The sequence below is a fragment of the Bradyrhizobium sp. JR4.1 genome (assembly GCF_040548605.1).
In the GTDB taxonomy this organism is placed as follows: Bacteria; Pseudomonadota; Alphaproteobacteria; order Rhizobiales; family Xanthobacteraceae; genus Bradyrhizobium; species Bradyrhizobium canariense.
This window is the reverse complement of the sequence record NZ_JBEPRY010000008.1, coordinates 1-22,456: the sequence shown is the minus strand read 5'-3', so window position 1 is coordinate 22,456 and position 22,456 is coordinate 1. Positions and strand designations below refer to the sequence as shown.

The 22,456-nt window shown below is 59.5% G+C and carries 19 protein-coding genes and 2 pseudogenes; 16 read left to right on the top strand and 5 right to left on the bottom strand.

What is annotated here, in order from left to right; translation table 11 throughout:
- Positions 1 to 69 precede the first annotated feature (69 nt).
- The 12 genes and pseudogenes from ABIB90_RS17995 to ABIB90_RS17940 all read left to right on the top strand — a co-directional run.
- A pseudogene (locus ABIB90_RS17995) lies at positions 70 to 1,287 on the top strand (ComEC/Rec2 family competence protein); the annotation flags it as partial.
- Positions 1,288 to 1,550: 263 nt separating this feature from the next.
- On the top strand, positions 1,551 to 1,748 hold the full coding sequence (locus ABIB90_RS17990; RefSeq protein ID WP_354164242.1) for a hypothetical protein: 198 nt from the start codon (positions 1,551 to 1,553) through the stop codon (positions 1,746 to 1,748).
- Between the two features lie 750 nt (positions 1,749 to 2,498).
- Positions 2,499 to 2,666 (top strand): hypothetical protein, encoded by a 168-nt coding sequence (locus tag ABIB90_RS17985; protein WP_354164245.1) that lies wholly within the window; start codon positions 2,499 to 2,501, stop codon positions 2,664 to 2,666.
- A gap of 231 nt (positions 2,667 to 2,897) precedes the next feature.
- Positions 2,898 to 4,286 carry an AAA family ATPase gene (locus tag ABIB90_RS17980; RefSeq protein WP_354164248.1) on the top strand — a complete coding sequence of 463 codons (1,389 nt, stop codon included), beginning with the start codon at positions 2,898 to 2,900 and terminating at the stop codon, positions 4,284 to 4,286.
- 789 nt (positions 4,287 to 5,075) lie between these two features.
- Entirely contained in the window at positions 5,076 to 6,071 is a 996-nt protein-coding gene (locus ABIB90_RS17975; protein ID WP_354164251.1) for an ABC transporter substrate-binding protein, read from the top strand.
- Positions 6,072 to 6,201: 130 nt separating this feature from the next.
- Positions 6,202 to 8,766 (top strand): ATP-binding protein, encoded by a 2,565-nt coding sequence (locus tag ABIB90_RS17970; RefSeq protein ID WP_354164254.1) that lies wholly within the window; start codon positions 6,202 to 6,204, stop codon positions 8,764 to 8,766.
- A complete protein-coding gene (locus tag ABIB90_RS17965; protein ID WP_354164257.1) occupies positions 8,763 to 9,152 on the top strand; it encodes a response regulator in 390 nt (129 codons plus the stop codon). Before ABIB90_RS17970 ends, ABIB90_RS17965 begins: the two co-directional genes overlap by 4 nt.
- Positions 9,149 to 10,399 (top strand): adenylate/guanylate cyclase domain-containing protein, encoded by a 1,251-nt coding sequence (locus tag ABIB90_RS17960; protein ID WP_354201177.1) that lies wholly within the window; start codon positions 9,149 to 9,151, stop codon positions 10,397 to 10,399. The genes ABIB90_RS17965 and ABIB90_RS17960 overlap by 4 nt, the downstream gene beginning before the upstream one ends.
- 228 nt (positions 10,400 to 10,627) lie before the next feature.
- On the top strand, positions 10,628 to 11,707 hold the full coding sequence (locus ABIB90_RS17955) for an ABC transporter substrate-binding protein (protein WP_354164263.1): 1,080 nt from the start codon (positions 10,628 to 10,630) through the stop codon (positions 11,705 to 11,707).
- Positions 11,708 to 12,331: 624 nt separating this feature from the next.
- A complete protein-coding gene (locus tag ABIB90_RS17950; protein ID WP_354164329.1) occupies positions 12,332 to 12,877 on the top strand; it encodes an ABC transporter substrate binding protein in 546 nt (181 codons plus the stop codon).
- The gene (locus ABIB90_RS17945; RefSeq protein ID WP_354164266.1) at positions 12,877 to 13,197 is read left to right on the top strand and encodes an ABC transporter substrate binding protein; all 321 of its coding nucleotides are present in this window, start codon (positions 12,877 to 12,879) and stop codon (positions 13,195 to 13,197) included. The genes ABIB90_RS17950 and ABIB90_RS17945 overlap by 1 nt, the downstream gene beginning before the upstream one ends.
- Before the next feature lie 316 nt (positions 13,198 to 13,513).
- Complete coding sequence (locus ABIB90_RS17940; RefSeq protein WP_354164269.1) at positions 13,514 to 13,717, top strand: hypothetical protein; 204 nt, start codon at positions 13,514 to 13,516, stop codon at positions 13,715 to 13,717.
- Between the two features lie 361 nt (positions 13,718 to 14,078).
- Here the strand turns inward: ABIB90_RS17940 and ABIB90_RS17935 are convergent, their stop codons facing one another.
- Positions 14,079 to 14,951 carry an MBL fold metallo-hydrolase gene (locus ABIB90_RS17935; RefSeq protein ID WP_354201176.1) on the bottom strand — a complete coding sequence of 291 codons (873 nt, stop codon included), beginning with the start codon at positions 14,949 to 14,951 and terminating at the stop codon, positions 14,079 to 14,081.
- A gap of 20 nt (positions 14,952 to 14,971) precedes the next feature.
- Positions 14,972 to 15,961 (bottom strand): Bug family tripartite tricarboxylate transporter substrate binding protein, encoded by a 990-nt coding sequence (locus tag ABIB90_RS17930; RefSeq protein ID WP_354164275.1) that lies wholly within the window; start codon positions 15,959 to 15,961, stop codon positions 14,972 to 14,974.
- Between the two features lie 30 nt (positions 15,962 to 15,991).
- Between ABIB90_RS17930 and ABIB90_RS17925 the strand changes: the two genes are divergently transcribed.
- On the top strand, positions 15,992 to 16,927 hold the full coding sequence (locus tag ABIB90_RS17925) for an IclR family transcriptional regulator domain-containing protein (RefSeq protein ID WP_354164278.1): 936 nt from the start codon (positions 15,992 to 15,994) through the stop codon (positions 16,925 to 16,927).
- 54 nt (positions 16,928 to 16,981) lie between these two features.
- Here the strand turns inward: ABIB90_RS17925 and ABIB90_RS17920 are convergent, their stop codons facing one another.
- Positions 16,982 to 17,887, bottom strand: a complete 906-nt coding sequence (locus tag ABIB90_RS17920) for an AraC family transcriptional regulator (RefSeq protein ID WP_354164281.1) — start codon at positions 17,885 to 17,887, stop codon at positions 16,982 to 16,984.
- Between the two features lie 126 nt (positions 17,888 to 18,013).
- Here ABIB90_RS17920 and ABIB90_RS17915 point away from each other — a divergent pair, with 126 nt between their 5' ends.
- Positions 18,014 to 18,493, top strand: coding sequence for a YybH family protein (locus tag ABIB90_RS17915; RefSeq protein ID WP_354201175.1), 480 nt, complete (start codon positions 18,014 to 18,016; stop codon positions 18,491 to 18,493).
- Between the two features lie 484 nt (positions 18,494 to 18,977).
- On the opposite strand, the gene ABIB90_RS17910 is transcribed toward ABIB90_RS17915, so the two are convergent.
- Both ABIB90_RS17910 and ABIB90_RS17905 read right to left on the bottom strand, forming a co-directional pair.
- On the bottom strand, positions 18,978 to 19,556 hold the full coding sequence (locus ABIB90_RS17910) for a dioxygenase family protein (protein ID WP_354164287.1): 579 nt from the start codon (positions 19,554 to 19,556) through the stop codon (positions 18,978 to 18,980).
- Positions 19,557 to 19,564: 8 nt separating this feature from the next.
- The gene (locus ABIB90_RS17905) at positions 19,565 to 20,602 is read right to left on the bottom strand and encodes a tripartite tricarboxylate transporter substrate-binding protein (RefSeq protein ID WP_354201174.1); all 1,038 of its coding nucleotides are present in this window, start codon (positions 20,600 to 20,602) and stop codon (positions 19,565 to 19,567) included.
- 63 nt (positions 20,603 to 20,665) lie between these two features.
- On the opposite strand from ABIB90_RS17905, the gene ABIB90_RS17900 reads away from it, so the two are divergent.
- Both ABIB90_RS17900 and ABIB90_RS17895 read left to right on the top strand, forming a co-directional pair.
- On the top strand, positions 20,666 to 21,625 hold the full coding sequence (locus ABIB90_RS17900) for a LysR family transcriptional regulator (protein ID WP_354164293.1): 960 nt from the start codon (positions 20,666 to 20,668) through the stop codon (positions 21,623 to 21,625).
- Between the two features lie 62 nt (positions 21,626 to 21,687).
- Positions 21,688 to 22,200, top strand: a pseudogene (locus ABIB90_RS17895) (transposase); the annotation flags it as partial.
- Positions 22,201 to 22,456 lie beyond the last annotated feature (256 nt).

Genomic DNA, 22,456 nt, shown 5'->3' with positions numbered 1-22,456 from the left:
GTACCGCTATCCGCCCGCCTGCACGTTCCGGTAGCTTCGGCCTTCGTTGCGTATCATCGAGTGCAGGGAATGGCGGAGCCGGGCCGGCCAGTACGGTCGCAGGGGATTGCGGGGACGTGGCCCGCGGGCCGCGCCGCGTCCGCGGGCGGCCTCGCGCCTGCAGGCCTCGACCTCTGGACATCGCTGGCCGAGACCCTCCGCGCGTGGCTACGCGCCGAGGCCGGCGCCGGGCGGCTGTTGCCGTGGGTGCCCGTAGCGTTTGGCTGCGGCATCGCGCTTTATTTCTCCGCCGATCATGAGCCGGTGCTGTGGGTCGTCGCTGCGACCGCCATCGCGCTCCTGCTTGGCGCGGCTCTGTTGCGGCGGAGCCGGCTGTTCGCCCCGGCCATCATGATCGCGGCGGTCGCGGCCGGCTTTGCCGTCGCGACCTGGAAGACGGCGCGCATCGCTCACCCGGTGCTGGCAAAGTCGCTCTATTCGGTATCGTTGTCGGGCTTCGTCGAAGCCCGCGACATCCGCGAGCGTACCGACAGGTTCGTGCTGCGCGTCACCGCGATGGAGGCGCAGCGCAGCGACGTCAGGCTCGAGCGCGTGCGCCTGTCGGTCCGCAAGGGCACGGCGCCGGAGGTCGGCAGCTTCGTTCAGCTGAAGGCGCGGCTGATGCCGCCACTCGCGCCGGTGCGGCCCGGCAGCTACGACTTTTCGCGTGACATGTTCTTCCAGGGCATCGGCGCCTCCGGCTTCGCGATGGGCGCCATCACGGTGGCGCCGCCGCCTGAGACCGGCGGCTTGCGGCTGCGTTACGCGGCCTTCATGCAAGGCCTGCGCGATGCGATCGATGCCCGCATCCGCGCGACGCTCGACGGCGACAACCGGGCGATCGCGACCGCGCTGCTCACCGAGCGGCGCGATGCGATCACCACGCCCGTCAACGATGCGATGTTCATCTCCGGGCTCGGCCACGTGCTCTCGATATCCGGTTATCACATGGCCGTGGTGGCCGGTGTCGTGTTCTTCGCGGTGCGCGCGCTGCTCGCTCTGATCCCCGGACTGGCGGCCGGCTTCGCCATCAAGAAATGGTCGGCCGCCGCCGCGCTGGTCGCCGCTGCGTTCTACCTGCTGCTGTCAGGCGCGGAGGTCGCGACGCAAAGGTCGTTCTTCATGACCGCGGTAGTGCTGATCGCGGTGATGGTCGATCGCCGCGCCATCACCTTCCGCACGCTTGCTGTCGCCGCGCTGATCGTGCTCGCGGTCGCGCCGGAAGCGCTGGTGCATCCGAGCTTCCAGAGATTGAACGCACCAAACGCGTGAGCCGTGTTTCCACCCGTAAAGCCATTGAATCGCTTGGTTTTTTTGGCGTGGTCATTGGAGACGCTGTGGACAAAAGCCGCTCAAAACTGGGCAAAAGTCCGGGATTGAAGACGTAGAGTCCCGGAAAAAGTCCCGGAATCGTTCGAGGCGTTCCGCATGCGTTCGGGTGCCTCATCGTGCCCCCTATAGGAACGGCTCAAACTGTGCAGGATTAGCGAGTTGCTCGACGAGAACTCATTATGGCTGATCAGGAAGACCGGCAAGCGATACAGATCCGAAGGCTTGTCCTCGATGTCCGGCAATCCGCGCAGCAAATCTCTGAAACGGTGAAACAGACCCGGCAAATCATAGAGCAAAGCCAGCAGATTCTAAGGCAATCGGAAGCCGCCGCGAACTTTCTTAGAAGCCGTCAAATTTCAAACCGAGGCACGACTTGAGCGGAACGAAACGAGGACGGCCTCGGTGCACCGCGCAGTTTCGCTAATGGAACTGATTGTAGATGGTGCCGTTATGGAGTTGGTTTTAATGGCTCAAGGAGCGCCCCATGACAGAGCGCCGCAAAGTGAAGCAGACCAGCTCACTTGAAGAACGGCTTGCCGAAGAAGCCAGGCGCCTCCGTGAAGAGGCCGAATTACTCCCCCATGGCCCACTGCGCGAAGCCGCGCTTCGTAGAGCGCGACAGGCGGAGACTGGCTCACACATGACCCAGTGGCTGACCTCGCCGGGGTTGCAAGCACCGAGATAATGCTCGGAACAACGATCTATTGTATTTAGGAACCTCGCCCATTGCGGGGTGATTCGATGCTCGAAACGATTTTGATAATGTCCGGCCTCGGGACGACGTTGATTGGCATCATAGTCGTGGTGTTTGAGTGGCGCGCGCTGGTCGGTTACTGGCGCGCCTCAAGGCGCGGGCATCCGTAAATTTCCTATCGACGAAAAGTATCGCCGTCCTTGGCGCGCGCGACGCGTCTAGGGGCGCCGCCGGTCTTGTCCCGACCCTCTTTTTTGAGGGCACCCTGAGTATTTTCCTCGCCGGCCGTATTTATTCCTACTGCACGATCGGCCCTAGCCGAGAGCACCCGCAGCTTTGCCGCGCCGGCCACCAAATAGCTAAGGGGCGGCTTTTAGTGTTTTGCCGCTGGATCCGCACTAGTTCTTGAACGCAGCCAACGGAGGTGAAGTGCATGACCGCAGGACAGCAGGTGATTGCCGACTACTACCGCATGTTCCCGCCACGTGAGCGCGAGCCGGATCGTGTTGTCGTCCGGGAGGAGTACGCGTTCTACGCTGTTGACGGCGAGCGAGTGATCTGCGGCCGTGCGCACCGATACACAGAGGAGAGGTACATTTGAGGATACTGTCTGCCCGACCCGGGCGAGCACCAATAGTCGGACATATCGACGTCGAGACATCACCCGGCATCAGACTCTACGGTCTACGCGTATCGCGCGCCGTGGATGGCTCATTCCGGGTTTTTGGACTCAGCAACGACCACGGCCGTACATGCGCCTTCGACCGTGACGCAGTCGAGGCAATCGCCGACGCAACAATTAAGTACATGACCGTGAATGGACCATCGCACAATGCCCGCCTCGCAAGCTAGACTCATCACGCCGTTTGAGTGGAAGGATCCGGCGACACTTGAGCCGATCGGCATGACGGCCGATGATCCCACATTTGAAGAGATCGATCCCGAGATATTCAAGATTGTCAGGCAGGCAATTGCCGCGCGCGATATTGTCGAGGCCGAGGCCACTCCGGCCACCGATCCCGCCAACGACAACAACAGCGGCGGCACCAGCAAGCCTGCCTTCGCCCTAACCCCATACGTGCCGCGGGACCCCACCAAACTCCCGCGCCGCGATTGGCTGTTCGCGCAGCATTACATCCGTAAATATGTCTCGGTGACCGTCTCGCCCGGCGGGCTGGGCAAGACATCCAACAGCATCGTTGAGGCGCTGGCGATGGTGTCCGGCAAGCCGCTTCTGGCGTATGATGGCGATGGTGGGCTGTCAGAACGGCTGCGTGTCGCACTGTTCAATGGCGAAGATCCGCGCGACGAGATGGAGCGGCGTATCGAGGCTACTCGCCTTCATTACAAACTGAAACCGGATGACATTGTTGGTCTATTCCTGGACGTCGGCCGGGAGCAGGAGCTTGTCCTTATGGAAGAAACCAGAAGGGGCGTCGATCCTTGCCAGCCCATCGTGGAGGCGGTGGTTGAACACATCATGGCGAACAAGATCGATGCCATGATTGTCGACCCGTTTGTGTCATCGCACAGGGTGAATGAAAACGACAACGGCGCGATTGATAGGGTCGCGAAGCTGTGGGGACAGATTGCCGATCGCACGAATTGTTCGATTGAGCTTGTCCACCACCTACGCAAGTTAAACGAGAATAAAGAAGCCACGATCGATGATGCCCGAGGAGCTGTGGCGCTTATCGGCGCCGCCCGTTCTGTGAGGCTGCTAAACCGAATGTCGCCGGAGCAGGCGAAGGAGGCGGGCGTTCCTCCGCAAGATACCTCCAGCCACTTCTATGTCATCAGCGGCAAAGCGAACATGACGAAGCAAGACAATCGCCGCACCTGGCGCAAGCTGGAGAGCGTTGGACTTGGCAATAGTGATGGCCTGCAGAAGCCTCAGGACCATGTTGGTGTTGTGACGCCATGGAACTGGCCCTCAAGAGCCGAGACCGCAGAGAAGGCTGTCGGCGATGTGGCGCCGAACCAGATGGAAAATATTCTGGTTAGGCTAAAAAACCAGACCTCCTTAGTCGCTCGAAACTCCAGTAGTTGGGCTGGCTTCCATGTGATGGACGCCCTCGGGCTGAACCGCGAGAGTAAGGGGGACCGCGATCATGCCGCGAAGATACTCGGCGGCCTGATTGCCAATGGAGCGCTGGTGGTCAGGGAGGAAGAAGACCACCGCCGTCACCCGAAAAATGTGGTCCGCCCTGGGCCAGGATAACTTTGCGCCAGTACCTGCGCCAGTGCGCCAGTAATTTCCCTTTTTGCACTTGCGCCAGTGCGCCAGTACCACCCTTAGGGGGACTGGCACAGCTGGTGCTGTGCGCCAGTGTAGGTACGTTAGAACTAGAGCACTGGCGCAAGCATCTTCCGGCCATCCGAGAGACTGCCCGCCAACTTTTGGCGGCCTGTCCCACTTGCCTTCCACTGATTTCCTTCGCGCCTGTTTTAGCGCGTAAGCGCTTGATTGCGTTGGCCACGGGGCCGATTTGCAACAGAGGGTAGGGGTATAGGCAACTTACTAGAAATTTCGCGCCGGAGACCGGCCGCTCAGTCATAGAGTTTAGGCCGCAAGTTTCCAAAAAGTGTCACGGGCAAAAAAAGTTGCGAAATCCGCGGCGTCGCGTGTGCAAGTTCAGCGGCGGTCTGCGGGGGTGACCGCGCCAGAAGCCTGACCTACCCCTCTGGGGGCCGCCACATCGGCCACCATGACAAGAGCTGGCCCGGGAAGTTCCGAACCATCTCGCCCTGTCCAAGGAAGACCTTAAGCAGAGCGACATGAAGAGGGAGTGGCTGGACGAGACCAAATGCCAGGTTTGCAGCGTCGCCCCCGAAACATTTTTTGGACCGGCTCGGGTTGCTGCACCGGTAACGATCCACTCCCGACGGGTGAACGCGTCCATTTGACCAGACGTGAGCGGTCCCAATTTGGGATAGCGAAGCTGGGTTCCGCCTATCAATGTACTCGTTTTAGCCGATACGATGCTGCTTCCCGACGATGAGGGAGCCCATGAAGCGGCGGGACGTTTTTGGTGTTATTGGCGGAGCAGCAGCGTGGCCGCTCGTGGTTTGGGCGCAGCAGCCCAAAAACGTACCGCGAATTGGCTTCCTGGTGACGGGTTCGCTTGAATCTCTCGAGGCGCGCGCAATCCTGAAAGCCTTCGATCAGGGACTGCGCGAATACGGCTATATCGCTGGTCAGAACGTGATCGTAGAGGTCCGAGCGGCGGACTTGAACGTCGATCGGTTTCCGGTTCTCGCAAGTGAACTGATACGCCTTAATGTGGATCTCATCGTCGCATCAAATTCGCTGGCCGCGCGTGCCGTGCAGCAAGCAACCAGCAATACTCCCATTGTCGTTCCGGTTATGGGCGATCCTGTTGGAGACGGGCTCGTTGCTAGTCTCGCTCGACCGGGAGGGAACATCACTGGGTTAACTTTCCTTGGACCGCAGCTTGTCCCTAAGCGCCTAGCCCTGCTCAAGGAAGCGCTACCCACGGCTTCGCAAGTCGCGGCATTATGGCATCCCGGCGCCTACGGCGAGCGCACGATGAACGACATGATGAACGAAGCAAACGAGGCGGCACTCACCTTGGCAGTGCACCTTCGACTTGTTGCTGTGCACGTCCCCGACGATTTGGATCGCTCGTTTTCAGCGGTTGCCGGAGAGCGTGCCGATGCCCTTCTCATATTTCCGAGCCCGATGCTTTTCAATCAACGAAAGCGCATTGTCGACCTCGCGACAGAGCATCGGCTTCCTATAATGGCCATGGGAAAAGAGTTTGTACAACTCGGCGGGTTGATGTCATATGGAGCGGACATTATCGACTCCAACCGGCGCTGCGTCGCCTACGTGGATAGGATACTTAAAGGCGCAAAGCCTGCTGACTTGCCGGTCGAACAACCCACCAAGTTTGAACTTTTCATCAACCTCAAAACTGCAAAGACATTTGACATCGAAATTCCTGCCGCGCTGCTCGCTCGCGCCGACGGGGTACTCGAGTGAAAGCAATTGTTCCCGGGTTGGTGGGAGCCGCCAAGCTATTGGTGAACGGCCAGGTCGGTTCGTCGCGGCTTAGGCGTTTTCGTGGGGCCCGCGGACGACAATCCCAATTCCTCTTGATAACGTGGCTGGGATGAGCATTTCCCTCCAACCGGACACGTCGGAAGGACCAACGCTGGCGGCTTCCGCCCGGCCGGACGCACCTGCTGTGCAGTCAGCGCCGCCGAAAGTCCGTGCCCGCCTGTTCGCCAAATACGTCGCGCTGTTCGTGGTGGTGGTGGGAGTCGCGCTGCTTTCGAACGGGATTTTCGAAGTTTTCTTCTATTACCGCGAGCACAAGGCGGCCCTGATCCGGATTCAGCACGAGCAGGCCGAGGCCGCCGCGGCCAAGATCGGCCAATTTATCAAGGAAATCGAAAGCCAGCTCGGCTGGACCACGCAGCTACCGTGGTCGGCGGGCTCGCTGCAGGACCGGCGTTTTGATGCCCTTAGGCTGCTGCGGCAGGTGCCGGCCGTTACCGAACTGTCGCAAATCGACTCGACGGGCAAGGAGCGTTTGCGGGTCTCGCGCCTCGCCATGGATGTCGTGGACTCCGGCCTCGACCTGTCCAAGGATCCGAAGTTCACCGAAGCGGTTGCCAACAAGGTCTATTACGGCCCGGTCTACTTCCGCCGGGACTCGGAGCCCTACATGACTCTGTCGCTGGCCGGCACGCGCAAGGACACCGGCGTCAGCATCGCCGAAGTCAATCTGAAGCTCATCTGGGAAGTGGTCTCGCAAATCAAGGTCGGCGAACGCGGGCATGCCTATGTGGTGGGTTCGGAAGGACGGCTGATTGCGCACCCAGACATCAGTTTGGTGCTGCGTAACACCGACATGTCGAAGCTGGTGCAGGTGCAGGCTGCCCAGGCCGGCAGTGCAAACGACGCCGATGCGCTGCAGGGCTCGCTGAATATTCAGGGCCAAGAGGTGCTGACAGCGTCCGCGCCGATCGTGCCGCTGGGCTGGACCATGTTTGTAGAGCTACCGGTCAATGAAGCCTATTCGTCGCTGTATCTGGCGCTGCAGCGCCTTTCCATCGTACTCGCCGGCGCATTGATCTTTGCCATTCTAGCCGGAGTTTTTCTGGCCCGCCGTATGGTTGGTCCGATCAGGGCATTAAGCGCTGGCGCGGAACGAATTGGCGATGGCGATTTCGCTCAGCGTATCTCGATCACGACCGGCGATGAACTCGAAAGTCTTGCGAATCAATTCAACAAGATGGGTACGCGGCTTCAGGAATCCTATGCGGACCTTGAGAACAAGGTCGAGCAGCGCACTTCGGAATTGAGCGAGGCACTGCAACAGCAGACCGCAACGGCCGACGTTCTCAAGGTCATCAGCCGCTCGACATTCGATTTACAAACGGTGCTCGATACGCTTGTGCAGTCGGCAGCACGACTGTGCGAGGCAGATGAAGGGCTCATTCTGCAACCCAGAGACGGTGCCTTCGGACTGGCGGCAAGTTGCGGGCTTAGCGTTAAAAAACGGAAGTTTCTGGAAGGCTATCGTTTCACGCCGGGCGGAGCAACCGCAGTTGGACGCGCTTTGTCCGAAGCTAAAACGACAGTACTCAACGATGGTCTTTCGCCACTGCGAGGAGATCCGGATCCAGCGCAATCCAGGATTGCTGTTCCGTTACTACGTGAGGGCGTGCCGATAGGCGTGTTCGTCCTGACGCGGCGGGAGAAGCGCCCCTTCAGCGAAAAGCAGATCGAGCTCATCACCACCTTCGCGGACCAGGCCGTTATCGCCATTCAAAACGTCCGGCTGTTCGACGAGGTTCAGGCGCGGACCAAAGAACTCGCACGGTCGCTCGAGGAGTTGCGCACTGCGCAGGACCGGCTGGTGCAGACCGAAAAGCTCGCTTCGCTCGGCCAGCTGACCGCTGGCATCGCCCATGAGATCAAGAACCCGCTCAATTTCGTCAACAATTTCGCTGCTTTGTCGGGGGAATTGATTGGGGAGCTGAACGACCTTCTGCAGCCGGCGGCGCTCGATGGCGAGACCCGCGAGGGAGTCGATGAACTCACCCTTATGCTGAAGGGCAACCTGGAAAAGGTGGTGCAGCACGGCAGGCGAGCCGATTCGATCGTCAAGAACATGCTGCTGCATTCCCGCGAAGGCTCGGGTGAGCACCGGCCCACCGACATCAACGCGATCGTAGAGGAAAGCCTCAATCTCGCCTTCCACGGCGCACGCGCCGAGAAGGCGGGCTTCAACATCACGCTCGAACGCGACCTCGATCCCGCCGCGGGCCAGATCGACGTCTATGCGCAGGAGATTACTCGGGTCTTCCTCAACCTGATCTCGAACGGGTTCTATGCCGCCGCCAAGCGCAAGGAGACGTGTGACGAAAACTTCGAGCCCATCTTAAGCGCCGTGACCAGGAGCTTGGGCAACAAGGTAGAGATACGGTTCCGCGACAACGGCACCGGCATTCCTCCCGAGGTGAGAAAGAAGATCTTCAATCCTTTCTTCACAACCAAGCCGGCGGGCGAAGGCACCGGCCTGGGACTGTCAATGAGCCACGACATCATCGTGAAGCAGCACGGCGGTACAATCGACGTCGCCACCGAGCCCGGCGCATTTACCGAATTCGTTATTACGCTGCCCAGAAGCAGGACCGGACCGACGGCTAGCGGAGGAAAAAATTGAGCGTTTACATACTGGTCGTGGACGACGAGCCCGACGTCGAGCCCATGTTCCGTCAGCAGTTCCGCCGCGATCTGAAATCTGGCCGCTTCGCAATGGAATTTGCCCCGTCGGCGGCCACAGCGCTGGCGCGTGCCGCCGAGGTCAGAGACCCCTCGCTGATCCTGATCCTCTCCGACATAAACATGCCTGGCATGAGCGGACTCGAGATGTTGCCAAAAGTCCGTGCCCAGCGCCCTGATGTGCCCGTGATCATGATCACCGCCTACGGCGATGCTGAAACGCGCCGCAAGGCCATCGAGAACGGCGCGGTCGGCCTGCTGACCAAGCCGATCGACTTCGCGCTGCTCCGGATCGAAATCGATAATCGACTGGGTCAAGCTGCATGACCGCGACTATCCTGGTCGTCGATGATGAGCCTGATCTCGAGACGCTGGTGCTGCAGAAATTTCGTCGCCAGATCCGTGAAGGAGGAATGGCGTTCGTATTCGCGCATGACGGCATCGAAGCGTTAGCATCGATCGAGCAGCATCCGCATGTCGACATGGTGGTATCCGACATCAATATGCCCAGGATGGACGGGCTGTCGCTGCTGGCCAAGCTGCAGGAGCACGAGGACAAGAAATCGACCATCATCGTCTCTGCTTACGGCGACATGAGCAACATTCGGACGGCCATGAACCGCGGTGCGTTCGACTTTTTGACGAAGCCGATCGATTTCGGCGACCTTGAAATGACGATCAACAAGACCCTCAGTCATGTCCAGACCATGCGTGATGCGCGCCGCCGCCAGCTCGAAGCGGAACGCGCTCACGCATCGCTATCACGTTATTTTTCGCCACAGATCGCGAGCCGTCTCGCGGCTATAGGCGACAGCGACGGTATGGAAGTGCACTGGCGGGAGATTGCGACTATCTTCACCGATATCACCAACTTCACCTCGCTGGTGGAGACCGTAGCCCCGGAAGTGCTGGGCGCACTGCTCAACGAATATGTGGGCGGTATGACCGACGTCGTGTTCGCTCATGAGGGCACAGTCGCCAAGGTCATAGGCGACGCGATCCAGGTGCTGTTCAATGCGCCAGGCGAACAGCCCGATTATGCACGACGAGCTATTGGCTGCGCTCATGACCTCGACATCTGGGCCCAAATGTTCCGAGAACGCTGGAAAAAGATGGGGGTCGATTTTGGTGCCACGCGCATCGGTGTCCATGCGGGGGCTGCGCTGGTCGGCAACTTTGGCGGCGGTCGGTTCTTCGACTACACCGCCTATGGCGATACCATCAATATTGCAGCCCGGCTCGAGGCCGCCAATAAGTATCTCGGCACCCGCATTTGCGTCAGCGCAGCGGCTGCCGCAGCCGCGGGGAATTTTCGGGGACGACCAATCGGTGAGATTATGCTGCGCGGGCGCAGCGAGCCGCTTCGCGCTTTTGAGCCGCTTCAGGACGTGGCATTCAGGGCGCCTTCCACCGCGCAATATGTCGAGGCCTTCGCCAAACTGGAGGCCGTTGATGCAACGGCGATGCCAGCCTTTGCTGCACTGGTCGGCCTACATGCCGACGACGCGCTGGCCGGATTTCATCTCAAGCGGTTACTCAACGGTGCCAAGGGCGCCCGCATTCAGTTTGAGTAGAAGTCCCGCACCGCGCTCAAAGATTGTCCACGCTTCAACAATTATTTGGCGCCATGGTAAGATCTCGATCGCAGCCGCGTCCACCTTCCTGTTTCCGTAGTCTCGCGATAACCGCTTCTGGCCCATCAGCGCAGCAGCCGCGCACCTCGTTGAGGTCAGCTTAGGAAGGCGAGGGCGGACTATAGTTGCTCCGCCAACTCCCTCCGCAGTTTGGCCCGAAGCGTCTTCTTGGGACCGCGCAACCGCGGCTTTCCTTATAAGCTGTTCCATTTTCCGCTTTTTAAGCGCAAGGTGCTGCGTCACCGGCAATCCCAACAGGATGATCACATGAAGCGGCGCGAGTTCGTCTCGTTACTCGGCAGCGCTGCTGCCGTTTGGCCGCTTGCAGCGTGGGCGCAGAAGCCGATGATGCCAGTCATTGGATTCATCAATGGCACATCGCCGCAGGGATATGGCCACTTCGTCGCGGCATTTCGCCGTGGGCTTGCCGAAACCGGCTACGTTGAGGGGCAGAACGTCGCGATCGAGTACCGGTGGGCGGAAGGCCACTACGATCGGCTGCCGGCGCTGGCGGCTGATCTGGTTGGCCGGCGCGTCGCCGTTATCGTCGCGACAAGCACCCCTGCGAACCTGGTGGCAAAGAAGGCAACCGCGCAAATTCCCATCGTCTTTACGACCAGCAGTGACCCTGTTGAGTTAGGCCTTGTTGCCAGCCTGGACCGACCCGGAGGCAACGTGACCGGCGCGGTCACGTTGAATGTCGAGGTGGTTTCGAAGCGGCTGGAGCTGCTTCATGAACTGCTCCCGAACGCAAGCGTTGTTGCCGCGCTGGTTAACCCGGTGAATCCAAACGCGAAAACGCAGTCCAGGGCCTTGGAAGCGGCGGCTCGCAGCATCGGGCTGCAACTCGAGACGGTGAATGCAACAACTGAAAGCGAGATCGATGTAGCTCTTGCCGAACTCGGGGAACGAGGGAGAAGCGCTCTTCTCGTCGACACGGATGCGTTTCTATTCAGCCGGCGCGCCCAACTCGTCGATCTGGCAAAACGCTACGCAATTTCCACGATTTTCGACAGGCGTGAGTATGCCGAGGCCGGAGGGCTGGTGAGCTATGGGGGAAATGTTGAAGATGTCTATCGTCTGGCGGGCACTTACACGGGGCGGATCCTGAAGGGTGACAAGCCGGCAGATCTGCCGGTAATACAATCCACGGCAGTTCAGCTGATCGTCAACCTCAAAACTGCCGCCACGCTCGGTATAAGCGTTCCGATGTCACTGCTCGCGCGCGCCAATGAAGTGATCGAATAGACCGCTTCTGGAGGGGCACAGCATGTCCGCGCTGGCGAGAAGGTTGAGGTCCAAAGAGTTGCCAAGCCTTGACCCGAGCTAAACGTGATTAAACCAGTCTGCTGCGCTTTAATCCGGATTTGCCCGGGGCCGACTTAGCTCAGAATACAGCAGCGGCTGCTTCCGTTAGGTGAGCCCAAGGGAGGCCCTGCAAGCTAGGCAGGGCTCTTTTTGCCCAAGCTGACCTTCTGCGACCCTTATTACGCCGAACTGCCGGAGGAGTCACTGCGGCCATTCCGAGTGCTCGCCAGCATTACGAGGAAGGGCAGCCACTTCCATTATTATTAGCTCCCGTCAATTGGGGCAGGGCACCGCAGCAGTAGCTCGGATATCACGAGCTCAGGGGCGAGGCGATCGAGCCGCATGTGACATGCACAGCTTGCAAACTTCAGCGCGAATTCACCTTCGAACCGGGTCCTGATATTATGCTCGCTGCCCTATTGCTCGGGCGTATCTAGGAGCGACAAATGCGACGGCGAGATTTCATTGGAGGAATTGCGGCTCTGTCGGCAACGTTGCCGGTTGCTGCGCGCGCGCAGCAAGTACCTTCGCAGCCGTTGATCGGATTCCTTAGTACGCGCTCTCCTGAAGAAGCGACGATTCACATGGAAGCCTTCCGCCGCGGGCTCGAAGAAATGGCATGCTGAAGGGCGTAGCGTCGCTATCGAGTATCGCTGGGCTAACGGCGATTACAGTCAGTTGGGACCCCTTGTCGCCGATCTGCGGAGCCGACCGCTTTCGATCATCATTGCCACCGGCGATCCGGCCGCACTCGCAGCTAAGGCGGCGGGCGTCGCCGTGCCGCTTGTCTTTGTCGTCGGCCAGGATCCGGTGCGCGCCGGTCTGGTCGCAAGTATGAGTCGGCCAGGCACGGCCACTGGTGTAAACTTCTTTACGGGCGATCTGGGCGCCAAACGGTTGGAGTTTCTCTGCACATTAGTCCCTTCGGCTCGTGTTGTGGGGCTTTTGCTCAACCCGGCCTTCGGAATGGAAGCCTTCGAGGAGTTCCGAGGGTCGGTGGTCAGCGCAGCTCAGTCGCTCGGCCGCGAGGTGATCGTGCAGAGCGCAAGATCGGATGCTGAGATCGAGTCCGGTTTCGCGGCCCTGAATAAGCTGGTGCCGGGGCGCTGATGGTGCAGAACGATCCATTCTTCGACTCTCGGCGGAGCAAGATCATTGCTCTATCGTCTCGTCAACGATTGCCCGGCATCTTCCACATTCGGGAGTTTCCGGCTGACGGAGGGCTAGTGAGTTATGGTGCCAGCCTCGCCGACGCCTACCGGCAGGTGGGCGTGTATGCGGGCAAGATCCTACGCGGAGCTAAACCGGTCGATCTTCCAGTCCTGCGGCCGACGAAGTTCGAGCTGGTCATCAACATGCGAACTGCGAAAGCATTCAGCCTCACAGTACCACCATCCATTCTCATAGAGGCCGATGAACTGATTGAGTGAGGTCGGGAGGCGACCGGATTTAATCTTTCACGAAGGAGCTGCCGAAACCGAGTACGTCTGGTTATCATGGCAGACCGGGAGTGCGCTGACATCAGGGTGCCAAGCAGAACTTTCTGACTGTCTGCCTGGAGCCCGCGCGGGGACATGGTGAAAATTGAGGGATTCCCAGCGCCCAAAGAGTACCGTGTGCTAACGCGATATGCCGTCTCCTGTCTAAAACATGTCAACGTTGCAGTCAGAAGTTTTCAGCAGCTTCGCGGAAATGTTCGGAGGTGCGAACGTTGATGCAGTGGCAGGGTTTAGATGGAGGACAGCCATGCGACCGCTTTCTTTGGCGTTTCTTGCCGTGTTTCCACTCATCTCGATACCCGCTGCCGCCCAGCAAACGGGCGCAACGTCCCAGGCTGGTGTGGACCAAAAGGTGCAAACTGAAGCCGATAAAGGCATCAAAACCGCAATTCCGGCGAGTCTGGCTATGTTGCCAATCAGGACAAGCCTGGCGCGGCTTCTCACGCGCTAGGGGAAACAACCAGCACAGTAGGAACTACCACCGGAAGCAGTACATCCAGTGGCCAATCAAGCACCAACAGTTCGCAGGCCGACTACAATGCTTCTCTAAAGGACGGCTCCGCGCCGAAAAAATAGCGTCAAACACTACCTTGAGGACAGGCGTCAAATCACGCTAGAAATCACTCATGATGCCAGCGCCAAGAATTGAAACCTGCGACCATCCTCAGCGGGTTTCTTCGTTCGTGCCGCGCGCGTGACCGCGCTGGGAGATGTCGACCCGGCTTCGAATATGCACGCAGTATGTGCACGGTGCTGAATTAGATAGTCATTTTCTCGGGGGAAGAAGCGGACATCGGCCAGCCGATCAGAGTCTAGATTGCAGGTTTTCGAACCGTAACGCTCTCGCCGATCTCGAAGCTCATCAAGTCCTCGCCGACCTCCAGCGGCCCCTCATAGATTTCACGCGTTGCCGCGATCAGCGCTTCGATGCTCGGGGCAATTACAGTCTGACTGGCGAGCATGACGAGGTGGGTGAAGGCGGCGAGCTTCGGCCGTGTCTGCGCAAACACGTATCCGGCTTCCTGCGGCGAGGTGTGATGATTGAGGATGCGCTGGATGTCGGCTTGGCCCAGCAGTTCCGCCGGAGCCATCGCAACCTCGTGTACCAGCAGATCGGCGCCCGCGCCGTAGCGGAGCAAGTTCATATTGTAGCGAGTGTCGCCGGAGATCACCGCGACCCGGCCTTCATATTCGATGCGAAAGCCATAGGCCGGCTTGATCGCGTCGCCATGGTCGACGGTGAAGGCGATGACGCGCAGGTCGCCGGCTTGATAGACGACCCCGTCCTCACCAAATTCTTTTACTGTGACTGCGACATGCTCGCGGGCGAGCTTTTCGTCCTCGACACGAATCTCGATATCGTGCGCATAGGCTGCTTCCAGATGATGCATGAGCCTCGCTGTGCCGACCGGGCCGATCACGTTGAATGGTCGCCGACGGTTGCCAAAATGCGAGCTTAGCCAGCCCGTCAGCCAGAGATCTGGAATGCCGACCGTGTGATCGGAATGAAAATGCGTGAGCAACAGCGCATCGATCCGGCCGATCGGAACGCCGAGCTGAAACAATCGCATGGCCGCGCCTCGGCCGGCATCGATCAGCACAGTGTGACTGCCCGCTTCGATCAGCGTGCTCGGGCCAAAACGATCAGGACGGGGGATTGGCGTCCCCGTCCCTAGGAGTGTCACGCGAAAATCCGATGTCACCGTTACTGGACCTTGATGCCGGCGTCGGCGACGACTTTGTGCCAGTGCGAAACCTGATCGCCGACCAGCCGGCCAAATTGCTCGGGCGTGCCGCCCGCCGGTTCGGCGCCGATCTTTGCAAGGGCCTCGCGCGCCGACGGCTTCTCCAGCACCTTGTTGATGGCAGCGTTGAGTCGCTCGACGGTTTCCTTCGGCGTGCCATGCTTGACCGCGAAGCCGGTCCAGTCCTCGACCACCAGTGAAGGATAGCCGGCTTCGACGATGGTCGGCACATCAGGGAGAAGTGGCACACGCTTCGGTCCGGTCACCGCAAGGGCCCGCAGCTTACCGGTCTTGATCAGGTCGACGACCGGCAACATGGTGATGAACATGAAGGCGTTGGTGCCGTTGAGCAGGTCGCCGATCGCTTGCGGGAATTGCGCATAGGGAACGTGCTGGGCACGCGCGCCGGTCTGCTGCTTGAATTGCTCGCCGATCAGGTGGGCGGGCGTGCCGAAGCCGCCGGACGAGAACGTCAGCTTGTCGGGCTGGCTCTTCAGCAATGCCACCAGGTCCGCGACCGTCTTGGCCTGCACCGAGGGGTTCACCACCAGCACGTTGTAAGAGACTGTCGCCTTGATGACCGGGTCGAAATCCTTGTCCAGATTAAACGAGATGTTCGGGACCAGCGAGGGTGCTGCAACCGACGGCACCGACATCGCATAGAGGCTGTTGCCGTCCGCCGGCTGGGTCAAGACATCGGTCGCCGCGATGGTGGTCACGCCGCCGGGCCGGTTCTCGACGATGACGCGCCAGCCTTCGGCTTCCGTCAGCTCCTTGGAGACGATGCGGCTGATGATGTCGGGCGGCGTACTGGCCGAGAACGGCGCCACGAAACGAATCGTCCCCGTGGGGAACGAGGTCTGCGCTGATACTTGTGATCCTGAGAGTGCGAGCAGGGCCAGGGTCGCGACGGACAATGAGGCGCTGCGGAAGAACAGGTGGGGTCTCATGGAAGTCTCCATCAAACGCTGAAATTTTCGATGCCAATTCCAAAGTGCAACCTGCAGGCACGCCACCTTCTGACGCGCTATCTGGATTTGCCACAAAAATCGACGTATGTTCCACACTGTGGAACGATGTGTTCCACAGTGTGGAATGGGGAATGGCGGGTGGCGGGTCCGAAAATCATCAAGAGCCTGGAGCGGGGCCTTCGTGTCCTGCAGGCTCTGCAGATGCAGCCCGATTCCTCGCTGCAGCAGCTTTACGTCTTCACTGGTATCTCCAAGCCAAGCCTGCTCCGCATTCTTCACACGCTGGCGCGGTCCGGCGTGGTCACCCGGCGGCTTGCGGATGGACGCTATCGCATCGGCGCGACGCTTTCGCGCGCGCCGTCACGCCGGGAGCGTCGCGATCGGATCGCGGAAGCCGCCGCTCCGGTGCTCGAGCGGCTGTGTCGGCGCGTTTCGTGGCCGTCGGATCTTATGGTGCCGGCAGGAGACCACATGGAAATCCGAGAGACCACCCGTGCGCGCAGCCCGATCCTGTTGCAAGAGGAGAGGGTTGGTCTGCAGGTGAACTGGTTGCTGACCGGTGTTGGACGAGCCTATCTGGCCTATTGTCCGGCCAAGGAGCGGCAGGAGATCATCGAGATGCTGCGGACTTCGAACAAGGCCGAAGATCGTCTGGCGCGAGAGCCCGCGCGTCTGAACACGATTTTCGCGGGGGTGCGAGCACGCGGCTACGCAACGCGCGACCCTACCCATGTCGGCGGCTGGTATGGCAAGCCGCCGCATGCTGACGGCTTGATCTCAATTGCTGTTCCCCTGCGCGATGGCGCGCGCGTTCTGGGCTCGATCAACATTGTCTGGCTCAGGACCGCCTTTTCGGTGGAGGTCTTCGCCGCCCGACATCTCGAAGAACTTCAGGACGCTGCATCGGAAATTGTCAGTTCGGTGCGAAGTCGCAGAGCGCGCTGAGGGCGGCTTTTGGTTCAGAACGGACCTCTAAGCCGTTGAGCAGTAAAGACGGTGTCAGCCTGAATGAGCGCCCGGGAACTTTGCTCGAAAGTCAAGCGGTCGCATCCCTCCGTGCCGTCTGAAAAACTTCACGAAGTTTGTTGGCTCACTGAACCCTACCTCGGTGGCAATTGCTTCAACCGAGAGGCCGGTGTGTGCAAGCAATCGTTTTGCTTCCAAGATCAGGCGTTGCTCTAGCAGAGCTTTCGGTGAGGAACCACACGCCATCATGCAAGCTCGGCGGAGTGACTTCGCTGAGCATCCAATAGCTTCCGCGTAATCTTCAACGGTCCGCGTTTGTGCGAACTTCGCGTCCACAGCTCGACGGAATCTCCGGAACGTCCTGCGATGACTATCCGTCATGGAGGGCGCGTCGCTCTTGCCGTAATAGCCTGCGATCGTCAGGAGCATTGCGTAGAGGAGGTGCTCGAGGATAGCGGCCGATAGCTTCGAGCCATCTGCTTTATGATATGCCCGCTTTATGGCCGACATGACGCTGACGACGCTCTCCAACGCATCAGGCCGTAGGTCCGTAACGTCTTCAGGAACGATATCATCGATCAAGGTTCCAAAAGCCGCTCCGTCCGCCGCTGAAGACGCGGGAAAGATGAATTCTGAGGTGAACAGCAGGATATCCGCCTCTAGTGTTTGTCCAAGGACAAACTGCTGAACCTGACCGGGGCGAGCATGGACAAGCGTACCCGCCTTGCACCTCACACGACGAAAATCGAGGAAGTGATTTCCCCTGCCGGCAGTAAATAGCATCAACAGATGGAAACTGGGCCGCTGTGGCGAGGCAAAGTGGGCTGGCGGTACGCGTCCTAAAAGCTCAGACAAGCGCAATGATTCAATGCCAAGCGTCGGAAACTTGGGATTGTCGTAATCGACTCCGAATACCGACTGTTCCGACAAACCTTTCACGGCGCACACGCCTGTCCATTTTTGACCATCGATTGGTATCAGCTTGACCTGTCACGGCACAACGGGGGCAGGCATGATAGATCGCAGAACCCCCGGGCCTAACTGCATCGTTTTCAGGAGAAAGTAATGATCTGGAGCTTTTCCTTACGGCAATTGGTGATCGCCACCGGCCTCATTTTCATTTTCGGAACGGTCAATCTCCACGCAGAGCAGAACTCCGACATCGAAGCTGTCACTGCGGCCAATCTTGCCTTCGATACGGCCCTTTCAGCTCGCGACATCAATGCGATGGAAAGGGTTTGGGCGGCTGAGACCTACGTCATCGCCGTGCATCCATCCAGCAAAGTCTTGATTGTCGGATGGGATGCGGTTCGCAAGAGCTGGGAGGGCACTTTTGCTCGCTTCGCCGAAATTTCAGTGTCGATGAAAGAGCCGCAAATTAATGTGGCCCAGAACATGGCATGGATTGTCGGAATTGAGAGTGCTGAAGGGAAGTTCAAGAACGGGGATGCCGTGAGCTTCACGGCCTTCACGACCAACATGTACGAAAAGCGGGATGGACGTTGGTTCATGGTGTTGCACACCACGTCACGAGTTCCGCAATAGCGCAACAACACGTCCGCAGCGGCAAACCTGTCAGACCGCGCAATTCAGCTCATGGCCCATCACGACATACTGCGCTGCCGCACGAATTTGGTCGCTATAGGAGCAAAGCGGACGTAGTCACCAGTCGCATGATGCCGCCGGGTCTATAGGTACACGGCCGAGCGCGAGAGCCAGACCCAAAATATAATCTGCGGGCGTTATTGTTGCGCTTTCCGTAGCCCGAGTGAGACTTAGCGCTAGACGAAGTGGCAATCCATGCCAGTCTTTATAGCTTGGTTCGCGTCGGTTGCCAGCAGGTTGACGCGTCGCCTGAAGTCTGGTTGTGGCGCCGAAGGCCAAGATCGCCATCGTGTCCGGCACGCCGACAGTCGAAGCCAGACCGGACATTGGCAAGAAGCGAGCAAATCGACGCCAATGACCCGATGCGGAGATCCGGTCCTCCCCTAAACTCGTGAAGCTTCGAAGTATTAGTGTTTAGCAGCCTCTAGCCCCTTGACAGCACGATATCGAAATTTAGCACGCGGTAATCGCATCCATCTTCCGATGGAACGGGCTTTGCGATTAGCAAATCCGGGCGTAGCACGGCGTTGAGCAGTCTGTCGCAGGCATTGAGCGGCTCGTCAGGAAAATACATTTGGGTGATCAGCCGCTCGAACCGTCCGTGAATCTCGAAGTGAATGTGCGGCGGGCGCATCCAGTCCGGTCCTGCGGGATACGCGCCGGGCTTGACGGTCTTGATCCGATAAACCCCGTCGTCATCTGATCGAATGCCAACGCAACCGACAAAGCCGGAATCCAGCGGCGCGGGATTGGGGTCGTTGCCGTGTGCGTAACGACCGAAGGTGTTGGCCTGCCACACGGTGATGGGGATACTGCGAACGGGTTCGCCGTCGAGATTGAGCACTCTTCCGGTGACCTCGATGATCTCTCCCTGGGCGTGCTCTTCGACACCCTTGACCGAGGTCAGGTCGGCTTGCATCACCGGCGTATGTCCCGTTGGGAAGTAGGGACCGAGAAACTGATCCGGCGTCCGGTGCCGGCGCATGCCGGTCGAGTTGTCCATGACGCGCCTCAATCTTCTGGCGTAAAGCCGGAGGCCTGCACGATCGGTCCCCAACGGTCGAAATCGGATTTGATCAGCTGCGCAAATTCCTTCGGCGTTTCGCCGGCGGGATCCATGGCAAGCTTGGCCAAGGCCATCTTAAAGGCCTCGGTGTTCACCACCGTGCGGATCGCCTCATTGAGGCGGCTCACCGTTGCGGCAGGCGTGTTTGCCGGGACGAAGACGCCAATCCACTCATTGGCCTCCAGCGCAGGATATCCAGCCTCACGGACCGTCGGCACATCGGCAAGCTGTGGCGATCGCTGCGGCCCGGTTGTAGCCAGTGCCCGGATGGCGCCGGACTGCACGTGTGGCAACGCGGTGCCGATCGGATAGATCGTCGCGGCAATGCGACCGCCGATCAAGTCCTGGATGCCGCCCGGGCCGCCATAAGGCAGGTGCACGAAAGCGAACCGGCCGGCCTTGGCCAGGCTCACGCCGGTGAAATGCAACATCGATCCGGCCGCCGCCGTGCCGTAGGTCGCCAGCCTGGGATTGGCCGCGCACCATGTCACGAAGTCAGCCAGCGTCCTGACTTCGGCCGGCACCATCGGGCCGACGGTGATCAGAAATGGAAAGGAGCAGACGGTCGTGACCGGAGCGAAATCCTTGAACGCGTCATAGCCAAGCGACTTGTAAACATGGGGGAATACGGCGACGCTGGAGGCGGGCGTCAGGATTATCACCGTGCCATCAGCCGAACTGGTTTTCAGCGCGCCGAGTGCAAGCCGGCCGCCGGCACCGGGGCGATTGTCGACGATGAAAGAAGATGAGTATCCCTTCATTCCATCGACCAGCATTCGGGCAATCACGTCGATCGCGCCGCCGGCGCCGAAGCCCACCAGCATGCGCGACGCGCTCTCGGCGGACGCGCTGCGGATTGCGTCGGGGAAAATGGCGGCGAGGCCGCCGGTGCACGCCAGCGCTATGAGTCTTCGCTTCGTGATCATGGGATCGTCCTCGTCTCCGGCCCCGGCCCTCATCAAACCGCTGTCACTCTGGTCCACCGGGGTGTTATCTGGTAGACCGAAAATTGCGGCATCCCTGTAACCCCAAGGTTAAGGCTCGCCATGGACTGGTCGGATCGAATTGGCCAGCGCATCAAGTTGCGCGACCTCCATATCCTGATGGCGATCGCCGATACCGGCAGCATGGCGAAGGCAGCCGCCAGGCTGGGAATCTCCCATCCCGCTGTCTCCAAGGCGATCTCCGAAATCGAAGGCGCGCTCGGCGTCCGGTTGTTCGATCGCGGTTCGCAGGGCGCCGAGCTCACGTCCCATGGCGAGGTGTTGCTTCGCTGCGGCATCAATGTCTTCGACGAGATGCAGCAAGGGCTTCGCTCGCTTGAGCATTTGTCCGATCCAAACTCCGGCGAGGTGAGATTGGGGTGCACCGACATCATCCTGCATAGCCTGGTGCCGTCGATCGTGCGGGAATTTTCGACGAAACATCCCGGGGTCCAGCTCGATGTGAAATTGACCAATCCGGGCGAACATCAGATCCTGGAGCTACGTGAGCGAAGGATCGATTTGCTGATTACGAGAGCCACGGTACTGAAGGACGATTTCCATTCCGAAGTTTTGTTCGATGAGCCCCTTGTCTTTGTTGTGGGGGCCCACGGTGAATTGGCGCGAAAGCGCCGAATCTCCCTCACGGACATCATCATGGGCAATTGGGTGTTGCCGCCTTATGACAGCGCGCCAGGCGCGATCGTCGGCGAGGTATTTCGAGCTAATGGTTTTTCACCACCGAAGCCACGGGTCAAAACTATCGCCATTCAGCTCACGGTATCGCTGATTGCAAGCGGACAATTCGTCGGAATTCTTCCCGCATCGGTAGCGGCACTGAGCGCGCATCGGGCCGCGTTAAAAGTTCTGCCGCTAAAAACCGCTGGTCCCCGGATTTCGGCCGAGATCGTATTCCTGAAAAATCGAACGCTCAGCCCGCCGGTCGAAGCGTTCATCAACTGTACGCGGGAAGTCGCGAAATCGCTTGTTCGCGAGCCTTATCAAATGTATGGCTGCTATTGACCCTGGCTGTGAAAAGCCACGAGTCGGCTACTATTCCTCCGCTTCCTGATTGGAGGATACGGATGGGACGCTTCGTTGGAGGCGCGGACAGATCCAGCTGACGCTCTTCGGATTCCCTGGAGGATTGGGTAAGCGAGGACCACGCGGTCCATGTGATTGATGCGTTCGTCGAGGCGCTCGACCCGCATGGACTGGGGTTTGAGCGTGTGATCGCCAAGAAGACGGGTCGGCCCTCCCATCATCCGGCAGTCCTTCTGAGGCTTTACATCTACGGTTATCTCAATCGGGTGCAATCCAGTCGCCGCCTGGAACGTGAGGCTTGCCGCGATATCGAGGTGATGTGGCTGATCGGGCGCCTGGCTCCCGATCACAAGACAATCGCGGACTTTCGGAACGACAATGGCGCGGCGATCCGGAAAGTTTGCGCGAAGTTCGTTGCCCTATGCCGGCAAATGGGCCTGTTGCAGACCCCAAGCGTCGCAATCGACGGCAGCAAGTTTAAGGCGGTGAACAAGCGCGACCGCAACTTCACGCATGCCAAGATGGCGAGGCGGATGGCGCAGATCGAGGAAAGCCGTGCTTGCCCCGCGCGATGAGCACCGAGCCGCACGAGAGCCGGGCGGTGGCCAGGGCAGGCGGTGATCATGACGTTTTCGGTGCGGTGGAGCCGCTGGTGACCCTATATCCGGCGACCGAAGAAACTGAAGGGCCGATCCGGTGATGTCCGCTTTTCAGTGGATTGTGTTGCAAAACTCGTTTCTGACTTGGGGGCGAGCTTGGCTTTGGAGTTTCGGCGGTTTTTTTGGTACGGCGTGTCGGCGGTTTCCATTT